Source organism: Sedimenticola selenatireducens DSM 17993 (assembly GCF_000428045.1).
In the GTDB taxonomy this organism is placed as follows: Bacteria; Pseudomonadota; Gammaproteobacteria; order Chromatiales; family Chromatiaceae; genus Sedimenticola; species Sedimenticola selenatireducens.
This window is the reverse complement of the sequence record NZ_ATZE01000022.1, coordinates 39331-56822: the sequence shown is the minus strand read 5'-3', so window position 1 is coordinate 56822 and position 17492 is coordinate 39331. Positions and strand designations below refer to the sequence as shown.

The window sequence follows — 17492 nt, the reverse complement described above, 5'->3', positions numbered from 1 at the left end:
TAGGTAGTCTGTTGAATCTTTATGCGGTGTGGTTATGTCGACCGCTGAGGTAACAACGGCCTTCATCATTCATTTAACTACCCAGGTTTCCGCGCCAACATGGTCGCAAACTGCAATTGCGCGCCATTGTGCATGGTACCTAAATCTTCATTGTACTTAATCAGCTCCCACCCCGCGTAAGCCTCACGCAACTGCCCTGCTTTCAGGGTAAAAGCGAAGGGGACTGGGCATGGGTGTTCTTCAGTGCTCATGGCGCAAACAATCAGGTTATAACCGCCGGGCAGAGTATGCTCTTGCATATCGGCAATAACAGCATCAACACGAGTTGGGTCGAGAAACATTAAGGTTACGGTGCTGGCAATAAAGCCATAATCCACACCAAGCCCGGCATTATTGATGTCGTACACCTGCGCCTTAATGTTGGCTATCCCCTCTTCGCTCACAATCTGCTGCAGCATATCGATAGCGCTGGGGTTGTTGTCTACTGCGATCACGTTAAAGCCAAGCTGGTTGAGATATAAGGCATTGCGTCCATTGGAACAGCCCATATCCAAGGCATTGCATGGCTCAATAATTTTGCACGCCTCTACCACTTCACTATGCGCAGGATTTAAGCCGTAACGGCTATTTAGGTCAACTGTCATGGCAACCACTTAGTTTTTGAAATGAGGACCTGTATGTTACTACTTTTTAGGCGCAGTTAAATGGCAATAGCCAAAGCTATTAACAAAAATTGGGGTCGGATGAGAAACCCAATATCGCACACGCAGGTCCATGAATAGTTTTTCATTTGACCCCATATTTTGCCATACTTTGGTTTGTATGATCCTTGTCCATCCGGATCAGTACATTGCGAATATTCTGCCGGTGGATGATTTTGCTGGTCTTACCCGATTCTTCGATGGGATTTTAACAGGTGCCTGAGAATCAAAGGCCTAATCCTGCTTATGACCAAACGCTCCTTAAATTGAGAAAACCATGCACCCGATATCTGACATATGGGACGAACACAAGGCGCGTTTACGCGCTTACGTGGTCAGACGCGTACCTGAACCGGACGTGGTGGATGATATCCTCCAAGAGGTATTTATTAAGGCGTATGAAAACCTCCATTCACTGCGGGTGCGCGGTAGCGTCGCACCGTGGTTGTATCGGATAGCATCAAACGTCATCGCCGATCACTACCGATCGCAGAAACCCTGGACTGAACTGCCGGAGGAATTGACCGCCCCGGAATGGGAGCGCGACCCGGTAGAGGAACTGGCTAGCTGTCTCCAGCCGCTTATTGACGACCTGCCGGAGACCTACCGCTTGGCCCTGACGCTGTCCGAGATTGAGGGGTTATCCCAAAAGGAGGTAGCAACGCACCTTGGGCTCTCCTATTCCGGAGCGAAATCGAGGATACAGCGGGGCCGTGACCAATTACGGCAGCGCTTGCACGACTGTTGCGTGATCGAAACCGGACAAAACGGCGTCGTCGACTATGAGCCGCGTCAAAAAGAATGCAATGGACGGTGCTCGTGAATTTTGCGTCTTTTTTGCTATGTCTCCGTCTATATGGGTATGACGCAACCAGCGTCGGTACCCAAGCGACAGGAGAAACCAATGGGTTATGTGAGAAATGATGAGATCCGCCAGGCGGTGCGCCGGCGGTATGGGCAAGTGGCAGAGAGTGAAAGTGCGGGCTGCGGTTGTGGCACAACCTGCTGTGATGCCTCCACGCCAAGTGCCGAGGCCATTTCACAAGAAATGGGTTACAGCACTGACGATGTTACGTCCACCCCCCAAGGAGCAAACATGGGGCTTGGATGTGGAAACCCGCAAGCAATTGCTGCACTCAAGGCAGGTGAAATCGTCCTTGATCTGGGTAGCGGTGGCGGCTTCGACTGTTTTCTTGCAGCCCGACAGGTAGGAGACACGGGACACGTCATCGGCGTGGATATGACCCCTGAAATGATCACCAAGGCACGCGCCAATGCGGACCAGGGCAACTACCGGAATGTGGAGTTTCGCCTCGCCGAGATCGAGAACCTGCCGGTCGCCGATGGCAGTGTCGATGTGATCATTTCAAACTGTGTCATCAATTTGTCACCAGACAAGCCCAGGGTATTTTCCGAGGCTTACCGTGTCCTGAAACCCGGCGGCAGACTGGCAATTTCGGACGTGGTTGCCGCTACGGAACTGCCGCAAGAGGTTCGTGAAGACATGGCGCTGTATGCGGGGTGCATGGCGGGTGCATCCCCGGTGCCGGAGATTGAGCGGATGCTGGCAGAAGCAGGGTTCACGAGCATTCATGTTGCCCCAAAGGATGAAAGCAGATCATTCATCCGTGAATGGGTGCCGGGGACTGATATTTCAGACTATATCGTTTCCGCAGCGATTGAGGCGGTAAAGCCAGCAACTTAACAACCGTGTTAACCCGGACCGCCCGCACCCTAACGGACTGCCGCCACCGGGTGATATGGCCTGTGCGGCACGATGGGAAGTCATCCGGTCAGGCCACCCTTTTCTTCCGCCCGGGCAAATTAATCGAGCCGATCACAGATTCGTGATTTGCCGGCGCGCCACACATGGCGGGGCCATGCGCCCCGTTGAACCCCCTGCCGTCCCGGAGTATGGTGGCAACTCTGCTTTCGGGAGGTTTCTCAAGACATGAGTAATCCACGCCATTCCCTGCTCTGGATGGGTATTTATCTGGCCCTGGTGGCCGGCGTCTGCCTGTTGCTGTTTGCGCCGCTGCAAAGCGCCTTCATGGCCAACTGGGGTTTCAACTCACTGATTATCGGCGCCCTGCTGATCGGCATTATCATCAACATACGCCATGTGGTGATCCTGGAACCGGAGATCCGCTGGATCACCCTGTTCCGGACCGGGGAGGCGGGGATTTCCGTTGCCGAAAGCCCGCGCCTGATGAAAGGGCTGGCCCGCCATCTGCATGGACGGCGCAAGGACCGTTTCCGTCTCTCCGCCCTGTCATTGCGCACGGTACTGGACGGCATTCGCGCGCGCCTCGATGAGTCCCGCGAGATCTCCCGCTACATGATCGGTCTGCTGGTCTTTCTCGGCCTGCTCGGTACCTTCTGGGGGCTGCTCGGCACCATCTCCTCGGTGAGCAGTGTCATTGGTGGGCTGGACGTGGGCAATCGGGACTTTGCGGCCGTCTTCGGACAGCTCAAGGCCGGACTGCAGCAACCCCTGAACGGCATGGGCACCGCCTTCAGCTCATCCCTGTTCGGCCTCGGCGGCTCCCTGGTGCTGGGATTCATCGATATCCTCGCCGGGCATGCCCAGAACCGCTTTTTCAACGATCTGGAGGAGTGGCTTTCCGGCGTCACCCAGTTGATCGACGAACCCGGTGGCCGTCCCCCCGTGGAGGACCCTGATGATATGGAGCAGCGTCTCAGCCTGCTCATCGAGGAGAAGCTGGGGCAACGCAACCAGTCGTCGCAGATGCAACCAGCCACCGATGAGGCGGTGGCTGGAAAACAGCCTGGCAGCGGCGCGGAGTGATATCCCATGTCAGCCTACTCACGCCGCAGCCGTCTCAGCGTCAACGTCTGGCCCGGCTATGTGGATGCCCTGGCCGCCCTGCTCATGCTGGTCATCTTCGTTCTGCTGGTCTTCACCTTCGCCCAGTTCATGCTGACCCAGATCCTCTCCAGCCAGGAGAGCGAACTGGGCGACCTGGAACGACGCCTCAATCAACTGACCATTGAGCTCGGACTGGAGCAGCAGAAGAACCAGGCGCTGTCGGCTAATGTAGAGAATCTATCCGGGATGATCAGTCAGCTCACCGAAGAGCGCTATGATCTCACCAGCCAGATGGATCAACTGAAGCAGGCGCAGGCAGCCGATCGTCAGCAGATCGAACAACAGTTGCTGAACATCGCCAGCCTGCAACAGGACATCGACCGGCTCCGGCAACTGCGGACGGAACTGGAAGCGCAGATCGGCAGCCTGAGCGCCAATCTCCGGCAGCAGACCGATGAGGCGACCCAACTGCGTGATCGCAGCAAGGCACTGGAGGCACGCCTGGCCGAGGCGAACGAACGCACCCATCTGGCACAGGTGGAGGTCGAGGACCGGGAGATCCGTATCCAGGCCCTCAGTGCCCTGGTTGGCGAACAGTCACAGGCGCTGAGAGAGGAGCGACGGCTCTCCGCCGACGCCCAGGCCGAGGTGGCGCTGCTCAAACAGAAAATCGACGGACTCAGCGCCCAGCTCAAGGAGATCAGCCAGGCCCTGGCGCTTGCCGAGAAACAAAAAATAGCGCAAGCGGCCGAAATCACCGATCTTGGCAAACGGCTGAATGTCGAACTGGCGCGGCGCGTCAACGAACTGGAGCGCTATCGCTCGGATTTCTTTGGTCAGCTAAGCAGCCTGCTTAAATCCAACCCCTACATCCAGGTGAAGGGGGACCGCTTCCTGTTCCAGTCAGAACTATTGTTTGATTCGGGTTCGGCGCAACTGGGCGAAGCAGGCCAGCAACAGCTTGATGAGCTGGCCCGGGTGCTGCGTGATGTGATCAAGATCATCCCGGATCAGATCGACTGGATTTTACGCATTGATGGACACACCGACCGGGTACCGATCAAGAGCGCCGTATTTGCCTCCAACTGGGAGCTCTCCACGGCACGGGCCGTGTCGGTATTGCGCCATCTGGCGGCGCGGGGCATTTCCCAACAGCGCATGGCCGCCACCGGCTTTGCCGAGTTCCACCCGCTGAATCCGGCGAACAACGAGGCGGCCTACCGGCAAAACCGCCGTATCGAGATCAAGCTGACGGCACGCTAGTGCGGCCAGACCAATGGTCTGGAGTCAGTTGTCCCGCTCGGCAGAACAAGGACCAGGAAGGGTTTGTGTGACAGGTTCACCGCCCTGCCGTATGCAGAAACTCATCCACCAAGGCGTTGACAATCTGCTCTTCCGACGCCACGCAGGGGCATAATTTTTGCCGGACTACCTGTAGCGCACACTGATATACCTCTGGCCGGGAGTGGGCGTTGCACAGCGTGATCCGGGAACGGGCAATCTGCAATAGCTCCTCGAATGGTATGGCTTCCGAATACCAGTCCAGTGGGGTTGCTTTCGTCATGACATCACCTGCCGTATAAACCTGAAGGGTTTCAGTTACAAAGTATTTCCCTGATCAACAATTAGCAACAGCGGCCATCGCATGGCCGGCACTGGCAGCGACTGCTACTGCTCGAACACCAGCGCATCCGATTTCGCACCCAGCGACGCCAGGGCATCTGTTATGGCTTTGGTAAATGGATCGGGTCCACAGATATAAAAATGCTGGTCAAAATCAGTAAGCTTTTTCTCAAGAAACGTCCTGTCGATTCGCTGATGGTCATAACCCGGCACATTGGCCTGGGTGCAGGTCAGCAGGCAGCGTTCAGCCAACGTGTATCTGAACTCCTTTTCGTTAATAACATCCGCCGGGGTTTTGTTGGAAAACATCAGCGTCTGATGCTTGAGTTTCTTCTGTATGGACAGATCCCTGAGAATGGCGATAAAGGGAGTGATGCCGGCGCCACCGGCGATAAAAACACCGGGCCCCTTGTATTCGATGGTACCGAAAGGGTCACTCAGGGTCAGTGTTGCGCCGGGCGGTAGCTCATGCAGCGCCTGTGTGACCCCCTGATGCTCCGGATACCGTTTGATTATAAATTCAAGCACACGGTCGTCCGCCAGGGATGTCGGCGTGAACGGCCGTCCCTGGTCTCTCCAGCGGCTGTTGTCAATCGCCAACTCCACCCCCTGGCCGGGGGTGAATGTGAACCCATCCGGTTTTTCCACGATGAAGCGCTTTACATCATGGGTGACAAATTCGCTCATCAATAGTGTTGTGGTGTAGGTCATGCCTATTATCCCCCCGCTATTTTATCCACACGGTTTTGGCGTTGATGAACTCCTGAATACCCAGACGGGACAACTCACGGCCGTAGCCGGAATGCTTTATGCCGCCAAAGGGCAATCTTGGGTCGCTTTTGACCAGGCCGTTAACGAAGGCGGAACCGCACGCCATGCGGCGCGCAAATTCTTCGCCGCGTGCCGCATCTCCTGTCCACACGCTGCCGCCCAGACCAAATCGGCTGTCATTGGCAATGCGCAGGGCATCCTGCTCATCGGTGGCCCGTATCACCGCAGCCACCGGCCCAAACAGCTCCTCTTCATAGGCCGGCATACCGGGTGTTACCTGGTCCAGCAGGGTAGCGGCATAGAACCAGCCCGGCCGGGGCAGGAACTGGCCACCCGCAAGCAGCAGGGCACCCTGATCGATACTGTCGGTTACCTGCCGATGCAAGGTCTCACGCAGATCATCCCGCGCCATGGGACCCAGCGTGGTCTCCGCATCCAGCGGGTCACCGACTCGCAGGTTGTTGATAGCGGCGTGAAACTTTTCGACAAAACGGTCGCCTATCCCATCCACCACAACAAACCGCTTGGCGGCAATACAGCTTTGCCCGCAATTGAGAAAACGGGACTGTACGGCCGCCTTTACCGCGGCATCAAGATCTGCGTCATCCAGCACCACAAAGGCATCTGAACCTCCCAGTTCAAGGACTAACTTTTTCAGATTTTTCCCCGCTACCGAGGCCACGCTGCGGCCGGCCGCCTCGGAGCCGGTGAGGCTGATGGCGTGTATCTGTGCATCGGCCACCAGGTCGGCCACCTGGCCTGATGAAATCAGCAGGGTTGAGAAAACACTGCTCGGAAATCCCGCATCCTGGAATAGCTGCTCCAGCATCAGCGCGCAGCCCGGCACATTGGAGGCATGCTTTAACAAGACGCCGTTGCCGGCCATCAGCGCCGGGGCGGCACAGCGAAAAACCTGCCAGAAAGGGAAATTCCACGGCATGATGGCCAGCACCAAACCCAGCGGCTGTTTGACCAGCATACTGCGGCTGGCATCGGACTCGATAACCTCATCCGCGAGAAACTGATTGGCCGTGTCGGCATAGTAATGACAGACCCAGGCACATTTTTCGACTTCACTCTCGGCTTCGCCAATGAGCTTGCCCATCTCTGAGGTAATGAGCTTTGCCAGCTGCCGCTTCCCCGTCTCCAGTTGCCGGGCAACTTCGCGTAACAGTGCGGCACGCTGATCGATTGTCAGCGCCATCCAGTCACCCTGTGCGTGTGATGCATTCACGCACAGGGTTGACAGGTCATCCGCAGAGAGCTGTTCGTAAGACTGTATCTCGTGACCCGTTGCGGGGTTGATTGAACTGATCATCATGACTTGAAAACTCCACTACCGACAATGTTCCGTACGGTCTGCATCCGTCGGAAACAGATGGGGCAAACACCCTGCGTGCAAGCCTGCCACCACCACTGGCAGCTGTCCCGGGTCGGCCGGAGGTTTGGGCGGTTTCTCCGGCTTGGGTGGCTGGTTCGGTGGTTTCTCCGGCTTGGACGCCCTTTTCAGCGCGGATTGAAGAGCTGAAGCGGGGTACAACCCTGCCCGGGTACTGCACTCTGTTGCTGCCGAGATTGCAGCTGCAACAGTCATTTTCCAAGGACAGCCGACTGTAGCGAGTCAAATTGTTGTGCAGTAAAAACATGTCTGAATGGTCCGCTTGCTGCTATTTGTGCACCATTTTCAGTTCGGATCTATCGGAAACCGGATACACCTTCCGATCATTATAGACGCTCAGTTTCAGGTGACTGATGCATGGCGGGAGCCACCGGCCGGTCTTTGTGGATTCTGGTCTGCGCTGAATAGCCTATATTTTCTAAACAGGATGACCCTGTTCATGGGCCTACACGCGGCGGGAGGATCGCTATCATGCAATTGAACAGCGAACAACAGACACTTTGTGACAATCATCCCTTTGACTTTACGGGACTATCCGCCCTTTTTCTCAACTGCACACTCAAGCCAACCGGCGTGACCTCAAACACCGAAGCCCTGATCGATGTCTCCCGCTCCATCATGGCGGCCAACAAAGTCAAAACCGAGATCCTGCGCCCTGTCGATTATCTGTTGCCTCCCGGCGTCTACCCCGACATGACAGAACATGGCTTCGAACGGGATGACTGGCCAGGTCTTTGCCGCAAGGTCATGGCGGCCAACATTCTGGTGATCGGCACACCAATCTGGCTGGGAGAGGAGAGTTCCGTCTGTCGCCGCGTCATTGAGCGCCTTTACGGTGAGTCGGGAAAACTGAACAGACACGGGCAATATGTCTATTACGGAAAAGTGGGTGGAACCATAATCACCGGCAACGAAGATGGCGTGAAACACTGCGCCATGAGCGTGCTGTATGCCCTGCAGCATCTCGGTTACACCATCCCGCCGCAGGCAGACGCCGGCTGGATTGGTGAAGCAGGACCTGGGCCCTCCTACGCCGATCAAGGATCAGGCGGACCCGAGAACGAATTCACCCAACGCAATACCACTTTCATGACCTGGAACCTGCTGCACATGGCCCGAATGCTGGAGGAAAATCGCGGCATTCCTGCGCATGGCAATCAACGCGACAAGTGGGAGGCGGGCTGCAATTTTGACCACCCGAACCCGGATTACCGGTAATCCGCCCGTTTAACATCTCGGCGGCCGCATCCTGGCCCGGTCAAGGTATATTCAACCAGACGGCAGGCCAAAACCTTTTTGCCGAAAGCTTCATCGACACGGCTATCGCCCCCAGCTCCGGTACTTCCTCCACAAGAGGGATCAGGAAGAAAGAGTAAAAGTGCGTGAAAAATAACGGATTGCAAGTGACAATAGCCGGTTACCATCGATCAGTTATTGAGGCCAATGAAACAACCATCAAAGACCAACTGGGGAGCCGTCATCATCGCACTGGCCGCCGGCATATTTGCGGCGGCTCATTATGGCAAGGCGCCAACCGCATTGCCGGAGATCCGATCACAGATACCCATCAGCCTCATTGTCGGCGGCTGGGTGATGTCAGTCTTCAGCCTGACAGGCATGGTATTCGGTATCGCAGCGGGTACCTTTGCCGATCGACTGGGGGCGAAGCAGGTGGCCATGCTTGGACTGGGAACCTTGAGCCTGGGCAGCCTTATAGGAGGGCTGGCTGATTCCGGTGAAATACTACTGCTCAGTCGGGTTATCGAGGGTTTTGGCTTCATCTCGGTAGCTGTCTCGGCACCTATTCTGATTATGCGCGCCGCATCACTCAATGATCTGCAACTCTCGCTGGGCATATGGACCACTTACATGCCGGTGGGTATGGCACTCTCCATGATATTTACACCCATCATGGTTGCCGCCATGGGATGGCGTGCATTCTGGATACTCTCCTCGGCCACCACACTGCTCTGGCTCTCGCTTCTCTGGTTAAAAACCGACAGCGGAAAACAATCGGGCAATGTTACCGCCGCCCCGGAACATGGCCTGCTGGAAAATATTATGCTGACCATCCGCAGTCCCGGCACCTGGCTGTTGAGCATCGGTTTTGGCTTTTACACCATCCAATGGATCTCATTGATGGCCTGGTTGCCCAGCTTCATGGTCGAGCAGCGCGGTCTGTCACTTGAAGCAACGGGCCTGCTAACCGCGCTGGTGGTGGCTGCCAATATCCCCGGTAACCTGACGGTGGGCTGGCTGTTCCGATGGGGATTGACGCGTTCAACCACATTGATAATCTCCGGCGCCGGTCTCGGCATTACCGCGCTTGGCATTTTCAATGACGGATTTTCTGATCTGTCGCGCTTTCTACTGTGTCTGGCCTTCTCATTCTTTGGCGGCATGACACCGGGCTCTGTACTCTCCGGTGCTCCCGTCGTGGCCCCGACACGCGGGCAGATCGGCACTGTCAATGGCATGATGGTACAGGGCTCGCACATGGGGCAGTTACTCGGCCCCCCGGCACTGGCCGCACTGGCCACCTATACGGGCAGCTGGCAGGAGACGCGCTGGCTCATGCTGGCCAGTGCATGTGGCATCATAGTGATATCACTGCTGTTTCAACGTCTGGCGACAAACAAGCCGATAAAAATATAACCTCGAGACACTATCCAGATCCATAAATCAGCGCATGCTGCCTACACTGCTGACCAGCTGTTTCACGGCATCGCGTTCGTTCATTCCTGCCAGCACAGCGGCATCGCGTATGCTCTGATCATTTGCGGCTACAGGGATACCACGACTCCCAAGCTCTTTTATCAAGAGCGATTCGTCGACTTTGAACAACACCGCCAGCGATGCGATCGGCGCATCCCCCAAGGCACTGTATATGACGTTTGGACCACCCGGCTGGCTGATAGCGCCACTGCCAAGAAAAACTCCCGTTAGCAGTAGTACCGAAAGCACCCCCGCCCTGGCAGTACTCTGTCTGAAGTGCTGGGTAAATGCTTTCCAGTTGGAGAGTATGTGAATCAGCATGGCTGCCACGAACAGCAAGCCCAGCCATTCATGGGCCACCTTGACCAGCCCCTCGCCCAGATGAAAGAACAGCATACCGCCACTGACACCGATAACCAGCGCCAGGGCTCCTGTGACAGGCGTAATGACTCTTCGCGGAAACACTTTTACAACACCTGTGTTGAATTGACTTGCCATGTTGACTTCCCCTCAAAATTTGAGACTTCAGTGTAGGGGAGCTGTTTTTCTGGCATATGTCTGGCTTGTAATAAAGTGTAACGGCGGTTAATAGCGGGTCGGATAAACCGACCATACGGGCAATTTTTCGAAAAGTGCAATCAATTTCAATTCTCTGCTAATCTCATTAGTGACAGAGGGAGTATGGCCACGGACAGGATACCGCTCGCTTTTAATGATCCTGCCACGAGGCTGTTCTTCCACTTCAGTGCGGGTGGCAGTCGATCCATGCCGGGGAACACATAATCTGACAGAGTTTTGTCGTGGATAATAATTCTGTGATTTTCACGTTTAGTACAGGATCCACTGTTGGATGACGTGGCGTAGATATAGAGGGAGATAATACCAATGCTGTTCATCACCAACCGTTTTCCTAAGCAGAGTATACGCACCCGCGTGGGACGGAAGTTTGATTTCAATCTTGATAATAATGCAGCAAGCAACTCTGTCTTTTTTTGCGAGAGGACTGGCGATACCGCCTATACGGAAATAGGCAGTATTGAATTTCTTTCCAGGCTCAAGATCGCTCCTTACCGGCAGGTACTCATTTACATTCACGGCTTCTCAAATCTCCCTGAGGAGGTGTTCAGTGCCGTAGAGGAGTTTCAGAAACTGTGCGAAAAAAAGAAGAAGCAGGAGGTGCTGGTCGTGCCGTTGATCTGGCCATGCGATAACGATATCGGGATCGTTCAGGATTACTGGGATGATCAGAAGGCGGCCGACTCAAGCGCCTACTCGTTTGCCAGGATTCTGGAAAAATTTTTAACCTGGAGGAATTCTGAAGAGTACAATCCGCAAGCCGATCCCTGCTTCAAGCGAATCAACGTGCTCTCCCATTCGATGGGCAACCGGGTGTTACGCGAGACCCTCTCCACATGGAACAGATATGACCTGGCCGATGGGGTTCCGCTTATTTTCAGAAATACTTTTCTTGTGGCGGCAGATATTGTCAATGAATCCCTGCATGTGGGTGAACCCGGCGAATTGATATGCCACGCTTCACGCAATGTAATTGTCTACTTCGCGTCCGATGATCTTGCGCTGCGCGCCAGCAAAGCATCCAACCTCAAGAACAAGATCGCCTCCCGCCGGTTGGGACATACCGGCCCGGAGGACATGCGGCTCACCCCAGCCAACGTGTATACCGTGGACTGCGATGATGTGAATAATATTTACGATAGCCCCAAGGGGCACTCCTATTTCCGGTCCGGCAGAAAGAAGGGCCAGCCCGGACTGGTATTTGAGCACATTTTCGAAACCCTGATATCAGGCCGGGTCTTTCCTGATGATGAGTTTCGCCGGACAACCATCATCAGGGAGGCTTGAGCACCAGGAAAATAGAAGAACAGATATGGCGATCAGGACTCCACGAACGCCCGTTCAATAACATAACGTCCCACCACCCCATTGCGGGATTCGTCAAATCCCCTGCTTTTCAGAATATTGCAGGTATCTTTCAACATGCTTGGACTGCCACAGATCATGAAGCGATCATGCTCATGATCAAATGCCGGCAGACCAATATCACTGAACAGCTTGCCGCTCTCCATCAAATCGGTCAGCCGCCCCTGGTTACGGAAGGATTCCCGGGTAACAGTGGGATAATAGATGAGCTTGTCGGCCACCAGGTCGCCAAAGAATTCATTCTGAGGCAACTCATCAAGGATCATATTTTGATAGGCAAGCTCGGATACATAGCGTACTCCATGCGTCAGGATCACCTTTTCGTAGCGCTCGTAGATATCGGGGTCCTTGATAATACTCAGAAATGGGGCCAGACCAGTCCCTGTCGCCAACAGGTAGAGACGTTTGCCCGGTAACAGATGATCCGCTATCAGCGTACCGGTGGATTTTTTACTGAGCAGCAGTTCATCACCGGCCCGGATTTTCTGCAGGCGTGAAGTGAGTGGGCCGTCTGGCACCTTGATGCTGAAAAACTCCAATTCGTCTTCATAGTTTGCGCTGGCGATGCTGTAGGCTCGCATCAGCGGCCTCCCCTCCACCTCGATACCGATCATGGTGAAGTGGCCATTGTGAAAGCGAAACGAGTCGTTGCGACTGGTCTTAAAGCTGAATAGTGTCTCGTTCCAGTGATGAACACTGGTAACCCGTTCACGAATAATATTACTCATTGGATAAAACCTGTCCTGGAAAATTTGCGGTACTGGTTGTAAGACCATAACCCGGCCCAGAGTTCATCCAAAAGAAGTAATTGGAATCAGCTTATAGGGAAAGCCAAACCACAAAACTACTAATGTATTCGCACTGCCGTTCAGGGTACCCGCCAGCCCCAGCCATGGCCTGATGACCGCAGAGGTGAGCCAGCCAGCACCCGGCAGGCGGCAACCGCACGGGCCAGATCACCGGCCAGTGTTTCACGCTCTGACTCAACCAGGCAACCACCTATTTCAACTTCGGAATCCGCTGACCGCAGGTAGAGGTGACCGGAACCCAACGGGCCTTCCCCTCTTTGCAGATTGACATGCGCATGGGGCAGGATCATCTGAAACTCCGGGTGATCCCGGCCCTGCTGTACCCGCACCGATTCTGCTTCAACCGAGATCACCTCCCTGGAGTACGCCTTCAACGAGGTTCGGTAGAGCGCAAACGCGAGCACCGCCAACTCCGCGACGACAAAGGGAAAGACCAGCCAGGCCCCAATCGACCAGAAGGCCAGCGCGATAGCGAGCATGCCCAGGGCAATAATATTGAACAACCACTTGGCGTGCCGCCACTTCAACGAGTTATTCGGGCGAACAATGAACACCTCACCCTGTGAATTGGGCAGTTCATAATGCATCACCATACTGAACCTCCTCCGCAGACCCGCATCCGCGGTCCAAAACCCGATCACACCCGGCCCGGCGAAATCTGTGCCGGTCAGCTTGAATCAGGCCGTTTCAGATTGGTTACCAGGTAAATAATCACCAGGGCCAGCGCCAGAGAGAACCACTGCAGCGCATAACCCCGGTGCCGTTCCGGATCTAGCCAGAACGTCTCCCGCTGTTGCCTGTACTGGCCCACTAATTGCGCATCCTGCAATAAGACAGACGACCGCAGATCCACATGCAATACCTGCCCCAACCAGGACAGGTCAAGATAGGGCAACTCCATTACCGGGGCCTCGGGTTGATAACGCAATTCCCCGAGGCGCAGTCCGACACGCGGCACGGGTACCAGCATGCCCTGCACCTTCTGGTTGTTGTAGAGGTTGAACCGGGAAGCCGTGATCATCGGTTTACCCTCAGCGGTCGCGGGAACCCAGCCCTGGTTGATCAGCAGGTACTGGTCGGATTCCGCCAGTCGGAACAGATTCAGCAGATGAAAGCCGACCCGTCCCTGATAGATCTGGTTATTGAGCAGAATGAGGGGGGCATCCCGATACTCGCCGTCAGCCGCTGCAAAGCGATAGTCCAGCTGCTGACCATTCAAATCCCCGGCATTCAGATCCACCGCCGGCAGGGCGCTGTTTTTCTCATAGCGGTCGATCAGCTGTACCTTTGCCTCCGCACGAGCCAATTGCCAGAAACCCAACATCACCAGCAACGAGACCAGCACCAGGGTCAACAATGTCATGGACCAGCCCGGCTGGAAACAGTAGCGCCCCAGATGAATAGAGGGATGGCGAATTACCAGTCCACGCCAACCACCCGGGCCGCCGACCAGCAGACCGGAGTCTTTGCGACGCTCTGCATCAACAGGTTTCATAGCCAGTAGACAAAGGTAAACAGGATCAGCCAGACCACATCCACGAAGTGCCAGTACCAGGCGCTGGCCTCAAAGGCAAAATGGCCCAGCGGGGTAAAATGCCCGGCCAGACTGCGCCCCAGGATAACCATCAGCATAATCGCCCCCACCGTCACATGCAGACCATGAAAGCCGGTCAGCATGATGAAGGTAGTGCCATAGATGCCGGAGCTGATGCTCAAATTGAGATCGGTGAAGGCGTGCCGGTACTCATAGGCCTGCAGCCCGAGAAACAGCAGACCGAGGGCAATGGTCAGCGCCAACCCCACAATCAGTTGGCGCCGGCGACCGGCCTTCAACCCCCAGTGCGCCCAGGTCACCGTGGCCGCACTGGAGAGCAGTATCAGGGTGTTCAGTGCGGGAATTCCGGCGGCGGCCATGGGTGCCTTGGCGACATCGAACTGACTGGGATCAGGCAGTTGCAGCAGCGGCCAGGCAGCAAGAAAATCGGGCCAGACGTACAGGTGGGTGCTGAAGCCACTGCCTTCGCCTCCCAGCCAGGGGACCGAGAGCACGCGGGCATAGAAAAGCGCGGCAAAAAAAGCACCGAAGAACATCACCTCGGAGAAGATAAACCAGCACATGCCCCAGCGGAATGACCGTCCCACCTGCTGGTTGTAGCTGCCGGACTGACTCTCACGAATCACCGTGCCGAACCAGCCGACCAGCATCAGCACCATGATCAGACCGCCCACGACCATCAAAGTGCTGCCAATATTTTCACCAGTGAGTACGCGGGCAAACCCGACGAACAACGCGCATAAACCAATCGACCCCAGGATCGGCCAGTAGCTGTTATGCGGCACATAGTATCTATCGTTTACTGAAGACATGGCATAACACCTTCAGCCATCAACATGGCTGGGTTACGAACCGGAAAACCCTGGACCATTCAGGAGCCGGGCGCGGACTCTCCGTCCAGGCTGTCAAACAGGGTATAGGCGATACTGACGGTGCCCACCTCAGGCGGCAGCCTATTGTCCACCATGAAACGCAGCGGCATCAGGCGCTGCTCATTCGCGGCAAAACGCTGCTGCCGAAAACAGAAACACTCCAGCTTGTTGACATATCCGGCCGCCGTGCCAGGCGCGATACTGGAAACCGCCCGCATGGTCATCGACCGATTGGTCGGGTTGTGGGCCCTGTAACTGACCGAGTAGAGTTTCCCCGGCTGCACCCGCAACTTGCTGATGCTGGGGTGAAACTCCCAGCTGCCTGCCGCATTGCTGTTGGACAAAAATTCCACTGTTACCCAACGACTGCCGTCAACCGCGACCGGCTCCACCGCACTGATCCGGTTTACGTCCTTGCCATTCAGGCCGGTGATATCACAAAACACGTCATACAACGGGACCAGGGCGAAACCGAAAGCAAACATGGCAAGAGTGACGCCGGCCAGCCGCACTGCCAGTTTCCGGTTCGTCTGTTGTCGGGTTGAATTTTTCATGGCTCAAAGATGGCTCAGAAGTGTGAGACTGAAAAACAGCAGGGCGACAATGAACAGGCCCAGCGCCAGCAGGATGTTGTTGCGCCGACGGCTGGCTTGAGCTGTATCGATTTGTCGCTGCACAGCCTAAACCCCCTCACTTTGCAACTGCCCATCCGCCAATTTCGGCGGCTCCTGAAACGTGTGATAGGGTGCCGGCGAAGGCACACTCCACTCCAGTCCAACTGCCCCATCCCAGACCCGGGCCGGCGCCTTGCGCCCCGCGCGTATCGCGTGAAACACGACATAGACAAAGATCAACTGACTGAGCCCAAAACCGAATCCTCCAATGGAAGAGACCTGGTTCCAGTCGGTGAACTGGATGGCATAGTCCGGGATTCGTCGCGGCATACCGGCCAGACCGAGAAAATGTTGCGGGAAATAGAGCAGGTTGGAGAATACCACCGAGCACCAGAAATGGATCTTGCCCAGTCGTTCGTTGTACATATTCCCGGTCCATTTCGGCAGCCAGTAGTAGACTGCACCGAAGATGCCGAACACCGATCCGGTAACCAGCACATAATGGAAATGGGCGACGACAAAATAGGTGTCCTGATATTGAAAATCGGCCGGCGTGATGGCCAGCATCACCCCGGACAGTCCGCCGATGGTAAACAGCACGACAAAAGAGATCGCCCACAGCATCGGCGTCTCGAAGGTCATGGAACCGCGCCACATGGTCGAGACCCAGTTGAAGATCTTCACCCCGGTGGGGATGGCAATCAGCATGGTGCTGTACATGAAAAACAGCTCGGCAACCAAAGGCATACCCACGGTGAACATGTGATGGGCCCAGACAATGAATGACAGGAAGGCGATGGAGGCGGTTGCATAGACCATCGAGGCGTAGCCGAACAGCGGTTTGCGGGCAAAGGTGGGAATGATGGTCGAGACCACGCCGAAGGCGGGCAGGATCATGATATAGACCTCGGGATGCCCGAAGAACCAGAAGATATGCTGAAACATCACCGGGTCTCCGCCCCCGGCGGCGTTGAAGAAACTGCTGCCGAAATAGCGGTCGGTCAGCAGCATGGTCACCACACCGGCCAGTACCGGCATGGCGGCAATCAGCAGAAAGGCGGTCACCAGCCAGGTCCAGACAAACAGCGGCATTTTCATCAGCGGCATGTCCGGGGTGCGCATATTGAGAATGGTCACAATGATATTGATGGCACCCATGAGTGAGGAGAGCCCCATCAGGTGAATCGAGAAGATCAGGTAGGGAAACGCATCGCCGGTCATCAGCACCAGCGGCGGATACATGGTCCAACCACCGGCGGGTGCGCCACCGGGCATGAACAGGGTGCTCAACAGCATGCTGAAGGCGAACGGCAACAACCAGAAACTCCAGTTGTTCATGCGCGGAAAGGCCATATCCGGCGCACCGATCATCAAGGGAATCTGCCAGTTGGCCAGGCCGACAAAGGCCGGCATCACCGCCCCGAAGATCATCACCAATGCATGCATGGTGGTCATCTGGTTGAAAAACAGCGGATCGGTAAACTGCAGACCCGGCTGAAACAGCTCGGTACGGATCACCATCGACATGGTGCCGCCGATAAAGAACATCAGCAGTGCGAACAGCAGGTAGAGGGTACCTATATCCTTGTGATTGGTGGTCACCACCCAGCGCCAGAGACCGGCCGGTTTCTCATCTGCGTGTGCCTGTATCGAGTCCGTCAT

Annotated in this window: 19 protein-coding genes; 8 read left to right on the top strand and 11 right to left on the bottom strand. The window is 55.7% G+C overall.

What is annotated here, in order from left to right:
• Window positions 1-77: 77 nt before the first annotated feature.
• Entirely contained in the window at window positions 78-644 is a 567-nt protein-coding gene (gene tehB / locus A3GO_RS0115650; protein ID WP_029134205.1) for a tellurite resistance methyltransferase TehB, read from the bottom strand.
• A gap of 130 nt (window positions 645-774) precedes the next feature.
• Between tehB and A3GO_RS26915 the strand changes: the two genes are divergently transcribed.
• The 5 genes from A3GO_RS26915 (at window position 775) to A3GO_RS0115630 (ending at window position 4794) form a co-directional block, all read left to right on the top strand.
• The gene (locus tag A3GO_RS26915) at window positions 775-924 is read left to right on the top strand and encodes a hypothetical protein (RefSeq protein ID WP_435685527.1); all 150 of its coding nucleotides are present in this window, start codon (window positions 775-777) and stop codon (window positions 922-924) included.
• Window positions 925-978: 54 nt separating this feature from the next.
• Window positions 979-1524: an RNA polymerase sigma factor SigZ gene (sigZ, locus tag A3GO_RS0115645; protein ID WP_029134204.1), complete on the top strand. Its 546-nt coding sequence runs from the start codon at window positions 979-981 to the stop codon at window positions 1522-1524.
• A gap of 81 nt (window positions 1525-1605) precedes the next feature.
• Window positions 1606-2406, top strand: a complete 801-nt coding sequence (locus A3GO_RS0115640; RefSeq protein ID WP_029134203.1) for an arsenite methyltransferase — start codon at window positions 1606-1608, stop codon at window positions 2404-2406.
• A gap of 246 nt (window positions 2407-2652) precedes the next feature.
• Complete coding sequence (locus A3GO_RS24125; RefSeq protein ID WP_245621760.1) at window positions 2653-3510, top strand: flagellar motor protein MotA; 858 nt, start codon at window positions 2653-2655, stop codon at window positions 3508-3510.
• A gap of 6 nt (window positions 3511-3516) precedes the next feature.
• A complete protein-coding gene (locus A3GO_RS0115630) occupies window positions 3517-4794 on the top strand; it encodes a peptidoglycan-binding protein (RefSeq protein ID WP_029134202.1) in 1278 nt (425 codons plus the stop codon).
• 76 nt (window positions 4795-4870) lie between these two features.
• Here A3GO_RS0115630 and A3GO_RS0115625 read toward each other — a convergent pair whose 3' ends face one another.
• From A3GO_RS0115625 to A3GO_RS0115615, 3 genes are all read right to left on the bottom strand, one after another.
• Window positions 4871-5095 carry a hypothetical protein gene (locus tag A3GO_RS0115625; RefSeq protein WP_029134201.1) on the bottom strand — a complete coding sequence of 75 codons (225 nt, stop codon included), beginning with the start codon at window positions 5093-5095 and terminating at the stop codon, window positions 4871-4873.
• Window positions 5096-5199: 104 nt separating this feature from the next.
• Complete coding sequence (locus A3GO_RS0115620; protein ID WP_029134200.1) at window positions 5200-5865, bottom strand: FAD-binding oxidoreductase; 666 nt, start codon at window positions 5863-5865, stop codon at window positions 5200-5202.
• Window positions 5866-5881: 16 nt separating this feature from the next.
• On the bottom strand, window positions 5882-7246 hold the full coding sequence (locus A3GO_RS0115615; protein WP_029134199.1) for an NAD-dependent succinate-semialdehyde dehydrogenase: 1365 nt from the start codon (window positions 7244-7246) through the stop codon (window positions 5882-5884).
• Between the two features lie 549 nt (window positions 7247-7795).
• Here A3GO_RS0115615 and A3GO_RS0115610 point away from each other — a divergent pair.
• Complete coding sequence (locus A3GO_RS0115610; protein ID WP_029134198.1) at window positions 7796-8542, top strand: flavodoxin family protein; 747 nt, start codon at window positions 7796-7798, stop codon at window positions 8540-8542.
• Window positions 8543-8767: 225 nt separating this feature from the next.
• Window positions 8768-9979 carry an MFS transporter gene (locus A3GO_RS0115605; RefSeq protein ID WP_029134197.1) on the top strand — a complete coding sequence of 404 codons (1212 nt, stop codon included), beginning with the start codon at window positions 8768-8770 and terminating at the stop codon, window positions 9977-9979.
• A 27-nt stretch (window positions 9980-10006) separates the two neighbouring features.
• Here A3GO_RS0115605 and A3GO_RS25440 read toward each other — a convergent pair whose 3' ends face one another.
• The gene (locus A3GO_RS25440) at window positions 10007-10537 is read right to left on the bottom strand and encodes a DUF4405 domain-containing protein (RefSeq protein ID WP_084610147.1); all 531 of its coding nucleotides are present in this window, start codon (window positions 10535-10537) and stop codon (window positions 10007-10009) included.
• A 387-nt stretch (window positions 10538-10924) separates the two neighbouring features.
• Between A3GO_RS25440 and A3GO_RS0115595 the strand changes: the two genes are divergently transcribed.
• A complete protein-coding gene (locus A3GO_RS0115595; protein ID WP_029134196.1) occupies window positions 10925-11902 on the top strand; it encodes an alpha/beta hydrolase in 978 nt (325 codons plus the stop codon).
• 32 nt (window positions 11903-11934) lie between these two features.
• Here A3GO_RS0115595 and A3GO_RS0115590 read toward each other — a convergent pair whose 3' ends face one another.
• From A3GO_RS0115590 to ctaD, 6 genes are all read right to left on the bottom strand, one after another.
• Complete coding sequence (locus A3GO_RS0115590; protein ID WP_029134195.1) at window positions 11935-12708, bottom strand: ferredoxin--NADP reductase; 774 nt, start codon at window positions 12706-12708, stop codon at window positions 11935-11937.
• A 140-nt stretch (window positions 12709-12848) separates the two neighbouring features.
• Window positions 12849-13382, bottom strand: a complete 534-nt coding sequence (locus A3GO_RS0115585) for a DUF2244 domain-containing protein (protein WP_029134194.1) — start codon at window positions 13380-13382, stop codon at window positions 12849-12851.
• A 74-nt stretch (window positions 13383-13456) separates the two neighbouring features.
• Window positions 13457-14284 (bottom strand): SURF1 family protein, encoded by an 828-nt coding sequence (locus A3GO_RS0115580; protein WP_029134193.1) that lies wholly within the window; start codon window positions 14282-14284, stop codon window positions 13457-13459.
• Window positions 14281-15156, bottom strand: coding sequence for a cytochrome c oxidase subunit 3 (locus tag A3GO_RS0115575; RefSeq protein ID WP_029134192.1), 876 nt, complete (start codon window positions 15154-15156; stop codon window positions 14281-14283). The genes A3GO_RS0115580 and A3GO_RS0115575 overlap by 4 nt, the downstream gene beginning before the upstream one ends.
• A 59-nt stretch (window positions 15157-15215) precedes the next feature.
• Window positions 15216-15770 carry a cytochrome c oxidase assembly protein gene (locus A3GO_RS0115570; protein ID WP_037375640.1) on the bottom strand — a complete coding sequence of 185 codons (555 nt, stop codon included), beginning with the start codon at window positions 15768-15770 and terminating at the stop codon, window positions 15216-15218.
• A 126-nt stretch (window positions 15771-15896) separates the two neighbouring features.
• The gene (gene ctaD, locus A3GO_RS0115560) at window positions 15897-17492 is read right to left on the bottom strand and encodes a cytochrome c oxidase subunit I (RefSeq protein WP_037375638.1); all 1596 of its coding nucleotides are present in this window, start codon (window positions 17490-17492) and stop codon (window positions 15897-15899) included.

Coding starts and splice junctions, on each gene's coding strand:
- tehB (WP_029134205.1), bottom strand. CDS start 644: ATGACAGTTGACCTAAATAGCCGTTACGGCTTAAATCCTGCGCATAGT.
- A3GO_RS0115605 (WP_029134197.1), top strand. CDS start 8,768: ATGAAACAACCATCAAAGACCAACTGGGGAGCCGTCATCATCGCACTG.
- A3GO_RS0115615 (WP_029134199.1), bottom strand. CDS start 7,246: ATGATGATCAGTTCAATCAACCCCGCAACGGGTCACGAGATACAGTCT.
- A3GO_RS26915 (WP_435685527.1), top strand. CDS start 775: ATGAATAGTTTTTCATTTGACCCCATATTTTGCCATACTTTGGTTTGT.
- A3GO_RS0115580 (WP_029134193.1), bottom strand. CDS start 14,284: ATGAAACCTGTTGATGCAGAGCGTCGCAAAGACTCCGGTCTGCTGGTC.
- A3GO_RS0115575 (WP_029134192.1), bottom strand. CDS start 15,156: ATGTCTTCAGTAAACGATAGATACTATGTGCCGCATAACAGCTACTGG.
- A3GO_RS0115590 (WP_029134195.1), bottom strand. CDS start 12,708: ATGAGTAATATTATTCGTGAACGGGTTACCAGTGTTCATCACTGGAAC.
- A3GO_RS0115570 (WP_037375640.1), bottom strand. CDS start 15,770: ATGAAAAATTCAACCCGACAACAGACGAACCGGAAACTGGCAGTGCGG.
- A3GO_RS0115640 (WP_029134203.1), top strand. CDS start 1,606: ATGGGTTATGTGAGAAATGATGAGATCCGCCAGGCGGTGCGCCGGCGG.
- A3GO_RS0115630 (WP_029134202.1), top strand. CDS start 3,517: ATGTCAGCCTACTCACGCCGCAGCCGTCTCAGCGTCAACGTCTGGCCC.
- A3GO_RS0115595 (WP_029134196.1), top strand. CDS start 10,925: ATGCTGTTCATCACCAACCGTTTTCCTAAGCAGAGTATACGCACCCGC.
- A3GO_RS0115585 (WP_029134194.1), bottom strand. CDS start 13,382: ATGGTGATGCATTATGAACTGCCCAATTCACAGGGTGAGGTGTTCATT.
- sigZ (WP_029134204.1), top strand. CDS start 979: ATGCACCCGATATCTGACATATGGGACGAACACAAGGCGCGTTTACGC.
- A3GO_RS25440 (WP_084610147.1), bottom strand. CDS start 10,537: ATGGCAAGTCAATTCAACACAGGTGTTGTAAAAGTGTTTCCGCGAAGA.
- A3GO_RS0115610 (WP_029134198.1), top strand. CDS start 7,796: ATGCAATTGAACAGCGAACAACAGACACTTTGTGACAATCATCCCTTT.
- A3GO_RS0115620 (WP_029134200.1), bottom strand. CDS start 5,865: ATGACCTACACCACAACACTATTGATGAGCGAATTTGTCACCCATGAT.
- A3GO_RS24125 (WP_245621760.1), top strand. CDS start 2,653: ATGAGTAATCCACGCCATTCCCTGCTCTGGATGGGTATTTATCTGGCC.
- A3GO_RS0115625 (WP_029134201.1), bottom strand. CDS start 5,095: ATGACGAAAGCAACCCCACTGGACTGGTATTCGGAAGCCATACCATTC.
- ctaD (WP_037375638.1), bottom strand. CDS start 17,492: ATGACGGACTCGATACAGGCACACGCAGATGAGAAACCGGCCGGTCTC.